At 54.8% G+C, this 16,352-nt stretch carries 15 protein-coding genes and 1 tRNA gene; 15 read left to right on the forward strand and 1 reads right to left on the reverse strand.

All coding sequences use genetic code 11. The features are described from left to right. Positions 1-389 precede the first annotated feature (389 nt). The 4 genes from yabP (at position 390) to O9H85_RS35665 (ending at position 2,193) form a co-directional block, all read left to right on the forward strand. A complete protein-coding gene (yabP, locus tag O9H85_RS35650) occupies positions 390-671 on the forward strand; it encodes a sporulation protein YabP (protein WP_269886105.1) in 282 nt (93 codons plus the stop codon). Next, entirely contained in the window at positions 668-1,243 is a 576-nt protein-coding gene (gene yabQ / locus O9H85_RS35655) for a spore cortex biosynthesis protein YabQ (RefSeq protein WP_269886106.1), read from the forward strand. The genes yabP and yabQ overlap by 4 nt, the downstream gene beginning before the upstream one ends. 25 nt (positions 1,244-1,268) lie before the next feature. Then, complete coding sequence (locus O9H85_RS35660; RefSeq protein WP_269886107.1) at positions 1,269-1,598, forward strand: FtsB family cell division protein; 330 nt, start codon at positions 1,269-1,271, stop codon at positions 1,596-1,598. Between the two features lie 115 nt (positions 1,599-1,713). After that, positions 1,714-2,193 (forward strand): S1 domain-containing RNA-binding protein, encoded by a 480-nt coding sequence (locus tag O9H85_RS35665; protein WP_269886108.1) that lies wholly within the window; start codon positions 1,714-1,716, stop codon positions 2,191-2,193. 62 nt (positions 2,194-2,255) lie between these two features. Here O9H85_RS35665 and O9H85_RS35670 read toward each other — a convergent pair whose 3' ends face one another. Further along, entirely contained in the window at positions 2,256-2,525 is a 270-nt protein-coding gene (locus O9H85_RS35670) for a hypothetical protein (protein ID WP_269886109.1), read from the reverse strand. A gap of 154 nt (positions 2,526-2,679) precedes the next feature. Between O9H85_RS35670 and O9H85_RS35675 the strand changes: the two genes are divergently transcribed. From O9H85_RS35675 to O9H85_RS35725, 11 genes are all read left to right on the forward strand, one after another. Then, positions 2,680-2,753 (forward strand) — tRNA-Met (locus O9H85_RS35675). A gap of 495 nt (positions 2,754-3,248) precedes the next feature. Continuing rightward, complete coding sequence (gene spoIIE / locus O9H85_RS35680) at positions 3,249-5,735, forward strand: stage II sporulation protein E (protein ID WP_269886110.1); 2,487 nt, start codon at positions 3,249-3,251, stop codon at positions 5,733-5,735. A gap of 293 nt (positions 5,736-6,028) precedes the next feature. Further along, on the forward strand, positions 6,029-6,805 hold the full coding sequence (locus O9H85_RS35685; protein WP_269886111.1) for a vWA domain-containing protein: 777 nt from the start codon (positions 6,029-6,031) through the stop codon (positions 6,803-6,805). Next, complete coding sequence (locus O9H85_RS35690; RefSeq protein ID WP_269886112.1) at positions 6,789-7,700, forward strand: protein kinase domain-containing protein; 912 nt, start codon at positions 6,789-6,791, stop codon at positions 7,698-7,700. The genes O9H85_RS35685 and O9H85_RS35690 overlap by 17 nt, the downstream gene beginning before the upstream one ends. Positions 7,701-7,762: 62 nt before the next feature. Next, positions 7,763-9,211, forward strand: a complete 1,449-nt coding sequence (tilS, locus tag O9H85_RS35695) for a tRNA lysidine(34) synthetase TilS (protein ID WP_269886113.1) — start codon at positions 7,763-7,765, stop codon at positions 9,209-9,211. A gap of 37 nt (positions 9,212-9,248) precedes the next feature. Then, positions 9,249-9,788 (forward strand): hypoxanthine phosphoribosyltransferase, encoded by a 540-nt coding sequence (hpt, locus tag O9H85_RS35700; protein WP_269886114.1) that lies wholly within the window; start codon positions 9,249-9,251, stop codon positions 9,786-9,788. A gap of 71 nt (positions 9,789-9,859) precedes the next feature. Then, positions 9,860-11,800, forward strand: coding sequence for an ATP-dependent zinc metalloprotease FtsH (gene ftsH / locus O9H85_RS35705; RefSeq protein WP_269886115.1), 1,941 nt, complete (start codon positions 9,860-9,862; stop codon positions 11,798-11,800). Between the two features lie 304 nt (positions 11,801-12,104). Then, positions 12,105-13,043, forward strand: coding sequence for a quinolinate synthase NadA (nadA, locus tag O9H85_RS35710; RefSeq protein WP_269886116.1), 939 nt, complete (start codon positions 12,105-12,107; stop codon positions 13,041-13,043). A 41-nt stretch (positions 13,044-13,084) separates the two neighbouring features. Further along, positions 13,085-14,701, forward strand: a complete 1,617-nt coding sequence (gene nadB, locus O9H85_RS35715; RefSeq protein ID WP_269886132.1) for an L-aspartate oxidase — start codon at positions 13,085-13,087, stop codon at positions 14,699-14,701. Next, complete coding sequence (gene nadC, locus O9H85_RS35720; protein ID WP_269886117.1) at positions 14,694-15,563, forward strand: carboxylating nicotinate-nucleotide diphosphorylase; 870 nt, start codon at positions 14,694-14,696, stop codon at positions 15,561-15,563. The genes nadB and nadC overlap by 8 nt, the downstream gene beginning before the upstream one ends. After that, on the forward strand, positions 15,560-16,324 hold the full coding sequence (locus tag O9H85_RS35725) for a type III pantothenate kinase (protein WP_269886118.1): 765 nt from the start codon (positions 15,560-15,562) through the stop codon (positions 16,322-16,324). Before nadC ends, O9H85_RS35725 begins: the two co-directional genes overlap by 4 nt. Positions 16,325-16,352 lie beyond the last annotated feature (28 nt).

Consider the following 16,352-nt stretch of genomic DNA (forward strand, 5'->3'; position numbering starts at 1 on the left):
CAAGAAGTAAGATTTCTGGCCAGTCAATGTGGACTTAAAACGCTCTTGTGATCTGCATGCACATGAATGACGAACATCGGAAAGCCGTATGAGGGAAAACCTCACGTACGGTTTGATGAGGAGGGGCAGATTTCTCTGCCCTTTACTCTAGTAAGAATTTATAAGTTTTCGTAACTTATAGCTTCGCATCAACCTTGGTAAACGCGCTGGTCCTTGTAAGACAAGGACGGCGTAGCCGTTTATCCTGGGTTGATAAGAATTTATAAGAGGCATGGAAAACCGAGCCAAGCTGTTCTAAACCCGGGACGACCCCCATATTTTTAAGTAAACAAGCTTTGGGCAGGCAGGTCTTGTCAGATCAACAGCCCAAGAGGGAGAGTGGCTTTAGTATGGTGGAACCGGGGAAAGTAAAGCGGCAGGAGATCAAGATGCTGAACCGGAAGCTGCTTGAAGTGTCCGGCGTGCTCAATGTCGAGAGCTTCGACAGCGAGGAATTTCTACTGGAGACGGACTGCGGGTTTCTGATGATCAGGGGGCAAAATTTACATATCAAGAACCTCAGTCTGGACCAAGGATTAGTGGCGATCGAGGGCTTTGTGAACGAGCTGGCTTATTTGGACGCAAACTCCCAAGGCAAGACTAAGGGATTCTTAGGTAAGCTGTTTAAGTGACGCTGCACACCCAGTTCGTTACGCTGGGCATGATGTTCGCGGGAGGGCTTGCGCTTGGCGTGCTGTTTGATCTGTACCGGGTGCTTTCGGGCCAGCTGAAGCTCCCCTCATGGCTCAAGGCCGTGTGCGATCTCCTCTACTGGTTTATCGGCACCCTTGTCGTCTTCAAGCTTTTGTACGAAAGCAACCGGGGAGAGGTGCGCCCCTTTATTTTTCTCGGACTCGGCATGGGGATCATTGTTTATTTCTTGTTGTTTAGCCGGCCCGTGGTCCGGGTAATCGTATTCATGATCCGAGTCGTGCTTACGACGCTGTGGATTGGGAAACGGATGATCGAGATCTTTATCATTACGCCGATCATTTGGACTTATAGGCTTCTGATGATCTTTTTAGGTTTTTTGACCGCAACCGCTATTTTCCTTTACAAAATTGTGCTACAATTACTTTATCCTGTGTGGAAATTGCTGAAATGGCTGATCAGGCCTCTCATCGCACGGCTTCGGCTGGCGGTTCCCGCATGGGTGAAGAGAACAGGTCAAAGCATTGCGGCTTGGTTCAGGCGGCTCTTTTGATCTAACGTAGGAGGAATTTCCTTTCATGCAGGCAACCCCGCAAGCAAACGAGGCACAACCGCATAACAAAGGCTCTTTTCGTCGGCGCCGTCTCGTCATGCTGGTGCTGGCTTGCTTCTTGAGTTGGGCCGGCGTGACTCTGTGGAATCAGGTGGGTAAGCTTGGCGACCGGCGCGAGAAGGTCAGCGCTCTGGAGCAGAAGCTCGCCGAATCGAAACAGGTGAACGAGGATACCAAACGGGAGATTACGCGTCTGAACGATCAGGAGTACGTGGAGCAAAAGATCCGCAAGGAGCTTCATTATGTGAAACAGGGCGAAACCCTTTTCTATGCGACGAAACCGGCTGGAAAATAATACGGAAAATGATGGTTGCCGCTCTTGGTTGACCGCTTGATTCACCGTAAGTTATAATCGGCGTAACTTCGTTTTTAAGCTTTTTTAACTATTTAAGGGAGGAACATTTTACTTTATGGCAATTGAAGTGGGCAGCAAGCTGCAAGGAAAAGTGACAGGCATTACTCACTTTGGGGCGTTCGTTGAGCTATCGGAGGGGGTTACGGGCCTCGTACACATCTCGGAGATTGCGGACAACTACGTTAAAGATGTCAACGATCATCTGAAGCTGAACGATATCGTCACGGTGAAAGTGATTAATGTCGACAAAGACGGCAAAATCGGACTGTCGATCAAGCAAACGATTGATAAGCCGGTGGATGCTGCTCCATCAAGACCTCCCCGTTTCGAAAGACAAGGCGGTGGCGGCGGAGATCGCGGCGGATTTGGCCGTGGCGATCGCGGTGGCCGTGGCGGCGGAAGACCTCCCCAACCGAACCGATTGTCCTTTGAAGATAAAATGGCGCGTTTTCTGAAAGACAGCGAAGACCGCATGTCTTCCCTTAAGAAGAATACGGAAGGCAAACGCGGCGGACGCGGCGCGCGTCGTGACTAATAACTAATAAACGGGAGTCCCTGTTCGGCCTTGTCGGCCGGGGGACTTTTTTGCTTGGCGCGTTATTCGAGAACCAGACTGGCCCACAGAAAAACGGCCCAGCCGAACAGTCCCAGGCCGAGTCCCGCCGCGGAAGCCCACAGCGCCTCCTTTGCACTGAGGAAGCAGATCCGTCCGAACAGGGGCTTGAATCCGGGCGTTTCCAGGCGGCGAAGCGTTTGGCGAAGAAAAAACTCCGCTTCCGTCTCATCCCTCTCAAGCAGCCTCTCCCACAGTGTGTCGGCCAACAGCCTTGCACCTGCTTGCTTGTCACTATCTCTGAGTAAAGTCATTGACTAACCTCCTTCATTTGGAAAAATAGTATACATTAGACGCAAGTAAACTCGCTAAAGTTTCATTTTATCCCGGCTCGGAACTGTTCCAAGGGGTTACCGTCCTACAGACTTGACAACCCGGTTGCCGCTATTATATACTCATGCTTGTCTCGGCGGCATAGCTCAGCTGGCTAGAGCGTACGGTTCATACCCGTAAGGTCGGGGGTTCGATCCCCTCTGCCGCTATAACATGTTGAATATCCGGTCTGCGCACAGTTGGATGTGAGCGGGCCGGATTTTTTTTGCAATTGTTTTTTTAGTTGATAAGAATTAGTTTTTCGAAGGCTTATAGCTTCGCATCAACCTTGATAAACGCGCTGGTCCTTGTAAGACAAGGACGGCGTAGCCGTTTATCCTGGTTTCGCGCCGCTGAGTCGAGTAAAAAAGAAAGTGACTGCTTTTGTCGGATCGCTCGGAGGCGCACCTTGAATCGACAGGTTGTAACGCGCATTGTCTGCATCTGCACCCGAACAGGAAGCGAACGGCTCAGGTCCGCAGGGGAACCTCTGTTTTATGGTAGCGCTTTCATTTCAAGCAAACCAAATCATTTTCCAGATTTCGCCAGGTCCCTGTTTTTGTCGGAAAAAACTTTGAATCCGCCAACTCATTCTGACAAACTTTCTGCCGGGCACCGCTTATACTGAGTCTCACTAAATAGTATATGGGTGGTGTTAATGATTTATGCAAAAATTAAACGGAATGACTTCGATCGGATTAGGCTGGGCCGGCAAGGCCAAGAACGGCATGGCCGGGATGGTGGCCCGGAACAAGTTCGTGCAAACCATCGTTGCGAAGCGATGGTCGATTCTGCTTCTGATGATGGCCTTCCTGCTGGGAAGGGCAATGATCCTCGATCAGTTGTCTCCGTTTGCTGTTGCCTTCTTCGCCGTCATGTATTTCCTGCGCCGGGAGCTCCTGTACTGGTCCGCCATCTTTCTCACGGCCGGAAGCCTCTTCTCAACGGATCCCAAGCATACCGGCTATCTTGCGGTGGAGATGCTGGTTTTCCTTCTTATCCAGAAGGGCGTGGAACGCTTCGAGCGGTCGGATATCTCGTATGCGCCCGTCATCGTTTTCTCGTCTACCTTCTTAGTCCAGCTTTTTTCCCTTCTGGTGTCCGCGCAGCTAAGCTGGTATACCCTCATGATGACCGGCGTGGAGTCGATGCTCAGCTTAATCCTGACGCATATTTTCCTGCAGGCGATCCCCGTTTTTACCCTGTCACGCAAAAACTACAGTTTAAAGCACGAGGAAGTGATTTGTCTTATCATCCTGCTCGCATCGGTGATGACCGGTACGGTCGGGTGGCAGACGGGGCCCGTCACGGTGGAGCACGTGCTATCCCGGTACTTGATCCTCCTCTTTGCCCTCGTCGGCGGGGCCCCGCTCGGCGCTTCGGTCGGAGTCATCTCGGGGCTCATTCTGAGCCTCGCCAATACGGCGGCCGTATATCAGATGAGCCTGCTGGCTTTTGCCGGAATGCTCGCCGGATTATTGAAGGAAGGAGGCAAGATGGCCGTAGGACTCGGCATGCTGCTCGGATCGTCGATTCTTTCCGTTTATATAGGCAATCAAGCCGAGGTTCTCCATTCCACCTGGGAGTCGGTCGCCGCCGTCGCGCTGTTCTTGTTAACACCGAGGAGCGTTATTCAGATGCTCGCCAAATATGTGCCGGGCACGCAGGAAAATTTGAAATCGCAGCATGATTATGCCAAGCGGGTGAGGGACGTCACCGCCGGCCGGGTGGAGCAGTTCTCGGAGGTGTTCCGCCAGCTGTCGCGCAGCTTCAAACAAATTACCGTCGATGCCCAGCCGCTGCAGAAGGAGGAGGAAGTCGGCCACTTCATGAACGCCGTCGCGGAGAAATCCTGCTCGACCTGTTGGAAGCGCAAACAATGCTGGGACGATAAGTTTTACCAAACCTATAAATTTATGACCGATATGATGACGGAGGTGGAGCTGCGTGAAAGCATGACACGCAAGGACATTCTGCCCGAATGGAAGCGGCAGTGCGTCAAGCCCGACCAGGTGCTCGATCTCATGAAGCAGCAGTATGATTTGTACAAGCACGATCAGCACTGGAAGAAGCAAATCATCGACAGCCGCCAGCTGGTGGCCGATCAGCTCTCTGGCGTATCCCAGGTAATGGAGGACCTGGCCAAGGAGATCAAGCGCGAGGGGCAGGAGCTCTTCATGCAGGAGGAGCAAATCCGCAGCGCCCTGGAGGAGCTGGGGCTCTCGATTCACAGCATCGACATCATCAGTCTCGACGAAGGGAACGTGGAAATCGAAATCATCCATCAATATACGAAGGGATTCGATGAATGCCGCAAGATCATCGGACCGCTGCTGTCCGAAATTTTGGGCGAGAACGTCGCCGTGAAGAACGAACAGGCGTTAGAGAGGAAGGAGGGCTACAGCACCGTGCTGTTCGGCTCCGCAAAAGAGTACGAAGTGGAGACGGGCATCGCCGGCGCAGCCAAGGGCGGGGATCTGCTGTCGGGAGACAGCTACAGCACCGTCGAGCTCGGGAACGGAACCTTCGCCGTCGCCTTGAGCGACGGCATGGGCAACGGCGAGCGCGCCCGCGCGGAGAGCAGCACGGCGCTTACGATTCTGCAGCAGCTGCTCCAATCGGGGATGGACGAGCGGCTGGCGATCAAGTCCGTCAACTCGGTACTGATGCTGCGCTCCTCGGATGAAATGTACGCTACGGTCGACGTCGCCTTGATTGATCTGTACAGCGCGCAAACGACGTTCATGAAGATCGGTTCGACGCCGAGCTTCATTAAGAGAGGCAAGGAGGTGTTCCCTGTGACGGCGAGCAACCTGCCTGTCGGCATCGTCGCTGACATTGACGTCGATCTCGTCAGCGTGCCGCTGCAGCACGGTGATATTCTGATCATGATGACGGACGGCATCTACGATGCGCCCGGCCATACTGTCAACAAGGAGCTGTGGATCAAGCGGATGATTACGGAGATCGAGACGGAGGCGCCGCAGGAATTCGCCGACATCCTGCTGGAGCGGGCCGTCCGCTACCATCACGGCGAAATCTACGACGATATGACTGTCGTCGTCGCCAAGGTCGAGAAATTCCAGCCGGAATGGGCGACGTTCCGCTGGCCGGGGATGCAGCGGATCGAACGGCCGAAGACGGTGAGCTGACGAGTGAACCGGGTGGATCGTTACGGATAAAGAAGAAGCGAGGGTATGACGGCCGTCGCTTCTTTGCGTTGGGTTTGACTGAGGTGGGTGCTGTGCAGACACGCTGCTCAGGAAGGCATGGGTATGGGGTGGAGGAGCGATAGCGTCCGCCTTTAAAATCGCGTTCTTACAGCGTCCGGAACCCCATACCCATGCCTCCCCTGCACAATCCCACCGCCTAGAAGAGGCCACTCGAAGTTTAACTTTCTCCCAAATGGAAAAACTAGATTTATAAGAAGGGAGAGATTCCGAACATGAACCAGATCATATTAATCACAGACGGGTGCTCCAATGTAGGGGTCAGCCCGGTCGTAGCCGCAGCGCACGCTAAGGCGGAGGGGATTACCGTCCACGTTATCGGCGTGCTTGACGCCCACGTTGCTTCGGAGCACAGCGCAGAGGAGATTCATGAGACCGCGCGTGCGGGCGGCGGGCTGAGCCGGCTCGTGGCACCCTCGCAGCTGTCCGAAACCGTGCAGATGGTTACCCGTAAAACGGTTGTGCAATCCATACAGCAGGTCGTCGGCCAAGAGCTAAGGACGATTCTGGGCCACTCCAAGCTGGAGTCCCTGCCCCCCGGGCAGCGCTCGGAGGTTGTCCGGGTGATCGACGACCTGACGGAAACGGCGACGCTCCGCGTAGCGCTTCTGATCGACGCGAGCGCCAGCATGAAGCCCAAGCTGCAAGCGGTGAAGGAGGCCATCTACGATCTGCAGCTGAGCCTCCAGTCCCGTCAAGGGAAGAGCTGGATGGCGGTGCTTCATTTTCCGGGCAATCTTTCCGGAGATCAGGAAGTGGAGCTCGACATCGGCTGGACGCGCGACCTTGCAAATTTAAGCCGATTGTTTTATAAATTAAACATGAAAGGGACGACCCCAACGGGCCCGGCCTTGCTCAAAACGGTTCAATATATGACGGCGGATGCCGATGATATACATAGCAGCTTAAGCGGGGAGGGAGCAGCAGGCCCCGGAACGGAAGATCGGACAGCTGCAGGCAAGGATGGGATGTGGAGTGACTACGTCGTTTGAATGGTCGCTGTCTCCAGGCAGTATCGTTCAGGGCAGATGGAACCGGAACAGCTATCAGGTGGAACGGCAGCTGGGAGAAGGGGCCAACGGAAAAGTATATCTTGTCCGTCGGAACAAGAGCTTGTACGCGCTCAAGATCGGCTTCGATCCGCTTGATCATCAATCCGAAGTCAATGCGCTGAAAACGATATCCGGCTCCTCCACTTCATTTAATGGATTTTTACTCGAATCGGACAATTTTACGCGGGAAGGGCAGGACGTGTCCTTTTGCGTCATTCGTTACATACGGGGTAAGTCAATAAGTGAGTACCTGAAGCAGCATGGACGGGATTGGCTGCCGCTCATCGGGCTTCATCTGCTACGCAAGCTGAACGAGCTCCATTCGCAGGGCTTCGTCTTCGGCGATCTGAAGCCGGAGAATGTGCTCGTCTGCGATTACGGCAGTGTCGAACTGATCGATTTCGGCGGCGTTACAGCGAAAGGCCGCTCGGTGAAGCAGTTCACCGAAGTGTTCGACCGCGGCTTCTGGAACGCGGGATCGCGCAGCGCCGACGAAGCCTACGATCTGTTCGCGTTCGCCGTGCTGCTGCTTAGCGCGGCCGACCGGCAGCGCCGGCTGCAAGGCTTCAAGACGATGCTGCCGCAGAACCGGAACCCGGAGACGCTGCTCGATATGCTGAAGAGCGCCCAAGAGCTGGAGCCGGTCGCCCCGGTGCTGAGGCGTGCGCTTCAGGGACAGTATTCGAGCTCCAAGCAGGCGCTGGCCGACTGGCGGGCACGCAGCATGTTGAAGCCCCCCAAGACGGCAGCGCCGACCGGCGGCAGGTGGCTCAAGCTTTGCTTCGCCGCATCGCTGGTGCTGTTCGGAGCCACATTGTATTTATACTGGCAGTAAGCGCGGGCGGCCGGAGCGTAAGCGTACGAACCGCGGCTGCCTGCAAGGGAAGGTTGACACATATGGAAAAACCGTTGGAGCTGACCGCACGGGTGGAACGCGACATCGAACAAGGACAATGGCTGCAGCCTGGGGATGGCATCGTGGTGGCGGTATCGGGAGGACCTGATTCCGTTGCGCTGCTTCATCTCCTTTTTGCGTTATCCGAGAAGTGGAGCTGGCGTCTTACGGCGGCGCATGTGAACCACGGCTTCCGTCCGGAGGAGTCGGCCCTTGAGGCGGAGCTGGTCCGCCGCACCGCTGAGAAGCTCGGTGTTGCGTATGAAGCGGTCACGCTGGACCTCCCGGATTATATCCGAAGGACGGGGATGAACGGCCAGGCCGCCGCCCGGGAGAAGCGGTACGAGTTCCTCCATCGGGTCGCGCTTCATCGCGGCGCGAGCCGCGTTGCCCTCGCCCATCACGCCGACGATCAGGCCGAGACGGTATTGATGCGGATCCTTCGCGGGACGGGTCCGTCGGGGCTGAGAGGCATACCGGTTCACAGAATGGAAAAAAACGGCGTGGAACTTATTCGTCCTTTGCTGCGTATTACTAAGGTGGACCTGGTGCGGTACTGCGAGGAGCGGAAGCTTGCGTACGCCACGGACAGCAGCAATTTGAAAGCCGATTATTACCGCAATCAAATCCGGCTTGAGGCGCTTCCTTATCTTTCGCAGTATAACGAACGGCTCCCCTCGGCTCTTACGCGCCTCGCGGAAATGATGGAGGCCGAGGACGATTATATGGAAGCCGAAACCGGGCGGCTTTATGAGCGGAACGTCACCGCCGGAAGCGATGGCCACAGCTGGTCCGCCCGCTGGTTCGCCGGGGTTCACGTCGCTTTACAAAGGCGGTTGATTAAACTAATATTAAATTATCTTGCCTGCGGCGAGGATGCGTTGGATTTTCTGAAGATCGAACAAATTCGGCTTGCCGTTCTCCGGGAACGGCCGTCTAATTTTCAAATGGATATCGGGCTCGGCATAAGGCTGACAAGGGAATATGATCGTACCGCTCTTCATAGTATGGTGTTACCACCCGTTCCCTTTGCGCATGAGGTGCCCCCTGAGCTGGAGCGGCTGGACATCCCCGAATCGGGGGCGTCCATGACGTTCCGTACCGAGGAGCTCCGTCAGCCGTATGAGGCGGGCGACGACCGGCTTGAGATTTGGCTGGACGCCGCGGCCGTGCCTTTTCCGTTGACCATTCGTTCGAGACGGCCGGGAGACCGGATGCGGCTCTTCGGACTAAACGGCAGCAAAAAGGTAAAAGATATGTTCATTGATGCGAAGCTGCCTCCTGGGCTGCGGGACCGCGTTCCGCTCGTGGCGGATGCCGAAGGCCGCATCCTATGGGCGGCCGGCATTCGCCGCTCGTCCGTCGCACCCGTAACGGAAAGCACAAGGAGCGTGCTCCGATTGAGGCTTTTCATGCCGGATCTTTCCCGATTCGCATGTCAAGATACATAAGACGTTATTATTTTACATCAAAGTGGGAGGACCTCTCTTGCAAAACGACATTCAAGAAGTACTTTATTCGGAACAACAAATTCAAGACAAGGTAAAAGAAATGGGGGAGCTCATAAGCCGGGATTTCGAAGGACGCAATCCGCTTGTTATCTGTGTGCTGAAGGGCGCTTTCATCTTTATGGCGGACCTCGTGAAGCAAATTACGGTGCCGCTCGAAATCGACTTCATGGCAGTATCGAGCTACGGCGCGTCGACCAAATCGTCCGGTGTGGTGAAGATCATCAAGGACTTGGACGTACCGGTGGAGGGCAGGCACATTCTGATCGTAGAAGACATCATCGACAGCGGACTGACGCTCAGCTACCTGATCGACGTGCTGGAGCGGCGCAATGCGCTATCCGTTACGGTTGCCGCTTTATTTGACAAACCTGCGCGTAGAACCGTCGATTTGGATGCAGACTATAAAGGCTTCGTGATCCCGGATGCCTTCGTCGTCGGATACGGTTTGGACTATGGCGAAAAATACAGGAATCTCCCCTTTGTGGGCATTCTGAAGTCGGAAGTGTACTCCCATTAGCATTTCTTGAGAAGCCGAGACTTGCTGTGGTACAATATACAAAGTTGCCGTTTTTTGAGAGGAGGTAGGGGATGAATCGAATTATTCGCAATACAGGCTTTTATCTGCTCATTTTTTTGGTCACCGTGGGTATTGTCCATTTCATCAGCACACAGAATGATCAGAAAGCCGCTATCAGCTACGACCAACTCCGACAAGCGTTATTAGAGAAAAATGTAGATTCGGTCAGCGTGAAATTTGACGGGTATACATATTTGGTTCGGGGGTCGTTAAAGAACGCGCCTTCTGCGGATAAGAAAAACTTTGAAACCCGCGCACCGTATGATCCGCAAATTTTTCGTTTAATCGAATCGAGCGACGTTTCAAAAGTAAACATCGAAAAAATGGATGGGGACAATGTTTGGATCAGCTTCCTTACCTCCATTATCCCGTTCGTAATCATCTTCATCCTGTTCTTCTTCCTGATGAATCAGGCGCAGGGTGGCGGCGGGAAAGTCATGAACTTCGGCAAGAGCCGGGCACGACTCTATAATGAAGAGAAAAAACGCGTCACCTTCGAGGACGTGGCCGGAGCTGACGAAGAGAAGCAGGAGCTTGTGGAAGTTGTTGAATTCTTGAAGGACCCCCGCAAATTTGCGGCGGTGGGCGCACGAATCCCTAAAGGGGTGCTACTCGTAGGTCCTCCGGGTACAGGTAAAACACTCCTCGCCAGAGCCGTTGCGGGTGAAGCCGGCGTGCCGTTCTTCAGCATTTCCGGTTCCGACTTCGTAGAGATGTTCGTCGGTGTCGGTGCATCCCGTGTGCGTGACTTGTTCGAGAACGCGAAGAAGAACGCTCCTTGTATTATATTTATAGATGAAATTGATGCGGTTGGACGTCAGCGCGGCGCCGGACTCGGCGGCGGGCATGACGAGCGTGAGCAGACGCTCAACCAATTGCTCGTCGAGATGGACGGCTTCGGCGCCAATGAAGGCATCATTATCGTTGCCGCAACGAACCGCCCGGACATTCTGGACCCGGCGCTTCTTCGTCCGGGACGCTTCGACCGCCAAATCACGGTTGACCGTCCGGATGTGAAAGGCCGCGAAGCGGTGCTGAAGGTACATGCCCGCAACAAGCCGCTGGCCAAGGACGTGAAGCTGGAACAGCTGTCCCGTTATACCACCGGCTTTACCGGCGCGGACCTCGAGAACCTGCTGAACGAAGCGGCGCTGATCGCAGCCCGCCGCAATCGCAAGGACATCTCGATGGACGAGATTGATGAAGCGTTCGACCGCGTCATCGTCGGTACGCAGAAGAAGAGCCGCGTAATCAGCGAACGCGAGAAGCGCATGGTCGCGTTCCACGAAGCCGGACATACTATTGTCGGTTACCATGTGGAGAACGCGGAGATGGTGCACAAGGTGACGATCATCCCTCGCGGACGCGCAGGCGGATATGTCATGATGCTGCCGAAGGAAGGCGAAGACCGAATGATGCAGACGAAGTCGGAGCTGCTCGACAAGGTTACCGGCCTCTTGGCCGGCCGCGTATCCGAGGAGCTGTACATCGGCGAAATCGGTACCGGCGCTTACAGCGACTTCCAGCGCTCCACCGGCATCGTTCGCCGCATGATTACCGAATTCGGAATGAGCGACAGGCTGGGGCCGATGCAGTTCGGCACAACGCAGGGTCAAGTATTCCTCGGACGGGATATCGGTCATGAGCAGAACTACAGTGATGCCATCGCCTATGAGATCGACCAGGAAATGCAGACCATCATCCGCAATTGCTATGACCGGGCGAAGGAGATATTAACGAAATACGCCGATCAAGTTCGTTTGATTGCCGAAACGTTGATGGATAAAGAAACGCTGGAGAAAGAACAGATTCGTCAGTTGATCGAGAACGGGCGGCTGGATGAAGGGGAAGGCTCCTCGGATGTAATAGTAAACATTCAGAGCCAAGCCGCGGAAGCCGAGGGCAATAAGCTCGAATTCGAGAAGAAGCCGACGGACGAGAATAAAGAATAAAGAATAATACAGGGAACCCGGACTGCCTCGCGCAGCCGGGTTTTCTTGTGATTTCCGGGGTAAAATCGCTTGACCTGCGGGAAACTAAAGCAAACGGGCACAGTGGAAGACAGGGGTCAAAGAAAGGAATTTTTTCCGATAGATTTGTGCAGATTTGAGCATTGACATCAAGTATCAGGTTGTGTAAATTAGGTGTAAATCTTTAAGTGACTTGTGAACATTTTCACCAAGTCGTTTGAAGGCCTGAAACGCATTTAGATGTATTTTTATAGGCGGGTCATAAGGATAAAAAGGATGGTGCTACATGGAAGCATTAGCGTTGGAGCGAAAGGCGGAACAGCATAGAGAGCTGAAAGAACGAATCGCCCAGCTGAAGAAGGAACGCAACGCCATTATACTTGCTCATTATTATCAAAGAGACGAAATTCAAGAGGTTGCCGATTTTCGCGGGGATTCCTTCTTGCTGGCTCAGAAAGCCGCTTCCACCGATGCGGAAGTGATTGTGTTCTGCGGCGTGCATTTCATGGGTGAAAGCGCCAAGATTCTGGCTCCGAACAAAACCGTGCTGATTCCCGATGAACGGGCCGGCTGTCCGATGGCGGACATGGTCAACGTCGACGGGCTCCGGGCGATGAAGAAGCAGCATCCGAACGCCAAGGTCGTAGCCTATATCAATACGTCCGCCGAAGTCAAATCCGAGACGGATATTTGCTGTACTTCCGCTAATGCCATCAAGGTGATCAATTCGGTCGATTCCGATGAAATCATCTGGGTTCCGGATAAAAATCTCGGTGATTACGTTTCCAAATTTACCGATAAGAAAATGATCATCTGGGAGGGCTACTGCAATACCCACGATATGCTGACGGTTAAAGACGTGGAAGAGATGAAAGCCCAGTATCCGAACGCGCAGTTCGTGGTTCATCCGGAATGCCGTCCCGAAGTGGTGAAGCTCGGCGAATTCGTCGGCAGCACGACAGCCATCATTAAATATTGCAAAGAATCCGATTGCCAGGAATTTATCGTTGGTACGGAAGACGGTACGGGGTACCAACTCCGACTTGACAGTCCTCATAAAACATTCCATTTTGCAACAAAGTACTTGGTTTGCCCGAACATGAAGGTGAACAATTTGAAAAAGGTGGTTAAATGCTTGGAGACGAACTCGCCCCAAGTCTATGTGCCGCCTCATATTGCCGATCAAGCCAGAGCATCCTTGGAGCGCATGCTGCAGGTCAAGTAGCATGCGCTACTTCCTTTCTGAACAGGTGGGGGAAACGAATGATAATACCTCGTTATTTGGTCGATTTCGACTTGCGGCAGCTGCCGCAGTTACATACGGAAGTGATTGTGATCGGCGCCGGCATCGCCGGTCTTTTTACCGCCCTGAAGGCAAGCGAGCGGCACAAGGTGCTGATGGTGACCAAGAAGTCGCTGCTAGACAGCAATACCAGATACGCGCAAGGCGGTATTGCGGCTGTCATTTCGGATGAGGATTCGCCGGCCTACCATCGCCAGGATACGCTGATCGCCGGTGCGGGGCTCTGCTCCTCCGCAGCCGTCGATGTGCTCGTGCACGAGGGGCCGGACGGCGTAAAGGATTTGATCCGGTTGGGGACCGAATTCGATATGGAGGACGGTCATTACGCCTTGACCAAAGAAGGCGCTCACAGTCAGCGCCGGATTCTTCATGCGCAGGGGGATGCGACCGGAGCGGAGATCGTTCGCGCGCTGTCGGAAAAAACGAAGCAGGATCCGAACATTGAGATCTGGGACGATCATTTCGTCATCGATCTGGTGACGGAGGATGGAGAATGCTACGGCGCGCTCGTACAGAAGCCCGACGGCCGGCGCGTCTTCGTGCGCGCCGACGCGACGATTCTGTGCAGTGGCGGAGCGGGACAGCTGTTCCGCTACACGACGAATCCCGATATTGCGACCGGGGACGGGATTGCGATCGCTTATCGCGCCGGCGCCGATATCCGCGACGTCGAATTCATTCAATTTCACCCGACGGCGCTGTGTTATCCGGGTGCGCCGCGGTTTCTTATCTCCGAAGCGGTGCGGGGGGAAGGCGCGGTGCTGCGCAATATTAACGGGGAGCGCTTCATGGAGCGTTATCATCCGCAGCTTGAGCTTGCGCCCCGGGACATCGTCGCCCGGGCGATCGTCGCGGAGATGGAATCGACCAAATCAACGTTTGTTTATTTGGATTTTACCCATGAATCCGAAGTGACGGTGAAGCACCGTTTTCCGACCATCTATGATTTTTGTCTGAATTACGGCTTGGATTTATCGTCCGACTGGATTCCGGTTGCTCCGGCTGCCCATTATATGATGGGCGGGGTAGTGACCGATCTGCACGGCGAAACGTCCATTCGCAGGCTGTTCGCCTGCGGCGAGGTAACCTCCACCGGGGTGCATGGCGCGAACCGGCTGGCGAGCAATTCGCTGTCTGAGGCGATTGTATTCGGCCGGCGCATTATGGAGCGAATCGAGCAGCTTCCGGGAACAGACCGCCTTGCCACCGCTGGGCAGGAGTCGCCGAAGCGTAAGGATTATGCTATCCAGCCGATTGTCGAAAGGAAACTAAAGCTGCAGAAGCTCATGGTTCGTTATGCAGGACTTAAGCGCCATGCCAAAGGGCTGGAAAAAGGGTACGATGAATTAAAGCGGCAGCTTACGATATTTGACACCCTGCTCTCGAAACGGGAGGAGTATGAATTTGCCAACCTGCTTACGGTAGCCTTGCTCACGACGCAAGCCGCCTTGATTAGGGAGGAAAGCCGCGGGGGACACTACAGAGAAGATTTCCCGGAGCGCAATGACCAGGTTTGGCGCAAGCATACGGTGTTTAACCGTATGAACGGAACGACGGAAGGACGGATCGACGATGTATGAATTGAACCCGGCAGCGCTCTTCCCCAGCTTGAAGCTGTGGCTTGAGGAAGACATCGGAATGGGCGATGTCACGACGATGACGACGATAGCTCCGGATCAGGAATCGAAGGGCATCATCCATGTGAAAGATACCGGCATCGTTGCCGGATTGCCGGTGGCCGAAGCGGTATTTGCATTGGTGGATCCAGAGCTGAAATTTGAAGCGAAGGTGTCGGAAGGGGATGCGGTCACCCACGGATCCGTGCTGGCCGAAGTCACCGGGCGAACACGAAGCATTCTCTTGGGCGAGCGGCTGGCGCTTAATCTGCTGCAGCGGATGTCCGGCATTGCGACCCGGACCCGGCAGTACGTAGACCGGCTGGAAGGGCTGCCGACCCGCCTCGTCGATACCCGCAAGACGACGCCGGGGCACCGCATGCTGGAGAAGTATGCCGTACGGATCGGCGGGGGGCATAACCACCGCTTCGGACTATATGATGCGGTGATGATCAAGGACAACCATATTAAAGGCGCCGGAGGCATTGCCCCTGCCATTCTGGCAGCCCGGGCCCAAATTCCCCACACGATGAAGATCGAGATCGAGGTCGAGAATTTCGAGCAGCTGGAGGAAGCGTTGTCCGCGGGGCCGGATATCGTGATGCTGGACAACATGCATCCGGAGCAGATGAAAGAAGCCGTGCTGCGAATGAAACAGCGGGCTCCACATATTGTGGTAGAAGCGTCCGGCAATGTCACGCTGGATACGCTGCGCACGATTGCGGAAAGCGGTGTGGACGTCATCTCCGTCGGCCGCTTGACTTATTCCGTGCAGGCGCTCGATATCAGCCTCGATCTGAACGAGCGGAAGGGGGCCGGCCGATGATCCTTGTCGTGGACGTCGGTAACACGAATATCGTTCTGGGTGTTTATGAGGGAAAGCAGCTGCTGCACCACTGGCGGCTTAGCACGAATCGGCTGGCGACGGCCGACGAATACGGCATGATGATGTACAATTTGTTCCGGCATGCCGGCATGGACCTGGATCAGGTGGAGGGGGTCATCATCTCTTCCGTTGTACCGCCGCTCATGTTTGTGCTGGAGCAATTATGTTTAAAATATTTGAAGAAAGAGCCGCTTATCGTGGGGCCTGGCATCAAGACCGGATTGAACGTGCGGTATGAGAACCCGAAGGAAGTGGGCGCCGACCGCATTGTCAATGCGGTTGCGGCTATCGAGCTGTACGGCTCGCCTTGTATCGTGGTCGATTTCGGTACCGCCACGACCTTCGATTATATCGATGAGCGCGGGCAATACCTCGGCGGGGCGGTAGCCCCGGGCATCGGGATCTCGACGGAGGCGCTCTATCGGCGTGCCGCCAAGCTGCCGCGCATCGAGCTCGTGAAACCGAAGAGCGTGGTCGGACGCAATACCGTTGCCTCGATGCAGGCGGGCATTATTTTCGGCTTCGCCGGTCAGGTGGACGGCATTGTGGAGCGGATTAAGCGCGAGTACCCTGCCCGGCCGAAAGTGATTGCGACGGGCGGACTGGCTGAACTGATCGCCAGCGAATCCCATACCATCGATCTTGTGAATCCGCTGCTGACGCTGCAGGGGCTGCAGATCATCTATGAGCGGAACGGCTAAGACCGGCTTCCGCAGCACTATATCCTTG

The sequence above is a fragment of the Paenibacillus gyeongsangnamensis genome (genome assembly GCF_027533625.1).
GTDB lineage: Bacteria > Bacillota > Bacilli > Paenibacillales > NBRC-103111 > Paenibacillus_G > Paenibacillus_G gyeongsangnamensis.

Coding starts and splice junctions, on each gene's coding strand:
- yabP (WP_269886105.1), top strand. CDS start 390: ATGGTGGAACCGGGGAAAGTAAAGCGGCAGGAGATCAAGATGCTGAAC.
- O9H85_RS35660 (WP_269886107.1), top strand. CDS start 1,269: ATGCAGGCAACCCCGCAAGCAAACGAGGCACAACCGCATAACAAAGGC.
- O9H85_RS35665 (WP_269886108.1), top strand. CDS start 1,714: ATGGCAATTGAAGTGGGCAGCAAGCTGCAAGGAAAAGTGACAGGCATT.
- O9H85_RS35670 (WP_269886109.1), bottom strand. CDS start 2,525: ATGACTTTACTCAGAGATAGTGACAAGCAAGCAGGTGCAAGGCTGTTG.
- spoIIE (WP_269886110.1), top strand. CDS start 3,249: ATGCAAAAATTAAACGGAATGACTTCGATCGGATTAGGCTGGGCCGGC.
- O9H85_RS35685 (WP_269886111.1), top strand. CDS start 6,029: ATGAACCAGATCATATTAATCACAGACGGGTGCTCCAATGTAGGGGTC.
- tilS (WP_269886113.1), top strand. CDS start 7,763: ATGGAAAAACCGTTGGAGCTGACCGCACGGGTGGAACGCGACATCGAA.
- ftsH (WP_269886115.1), top strand. CDS start 9,860: ATGAATCGAATTATTCGCAATACAGGCTTTTATCTGCTCATTTTTTTG.
- nadA (WP_269886116.1), top strand. CDS start 12,105: ATGGAAGCATTAGCGTTGGAGCGAAAGGCGGAACAGCATAGAGAGCTG.
- nadC (WP_269886117.1), top strand. CDS start 14,694: ATGTATGAATTGAACCCGGCAGCGCTCTTCCCCAGCTTGAAGCTGTGG.
- O9H85_RS35725 (WP_269886118.1), top strand. CDS start 15,560: ATGATCCTTGTCGTGGACGTCGGTAACACGAATATCGTTCTGGGTGTT.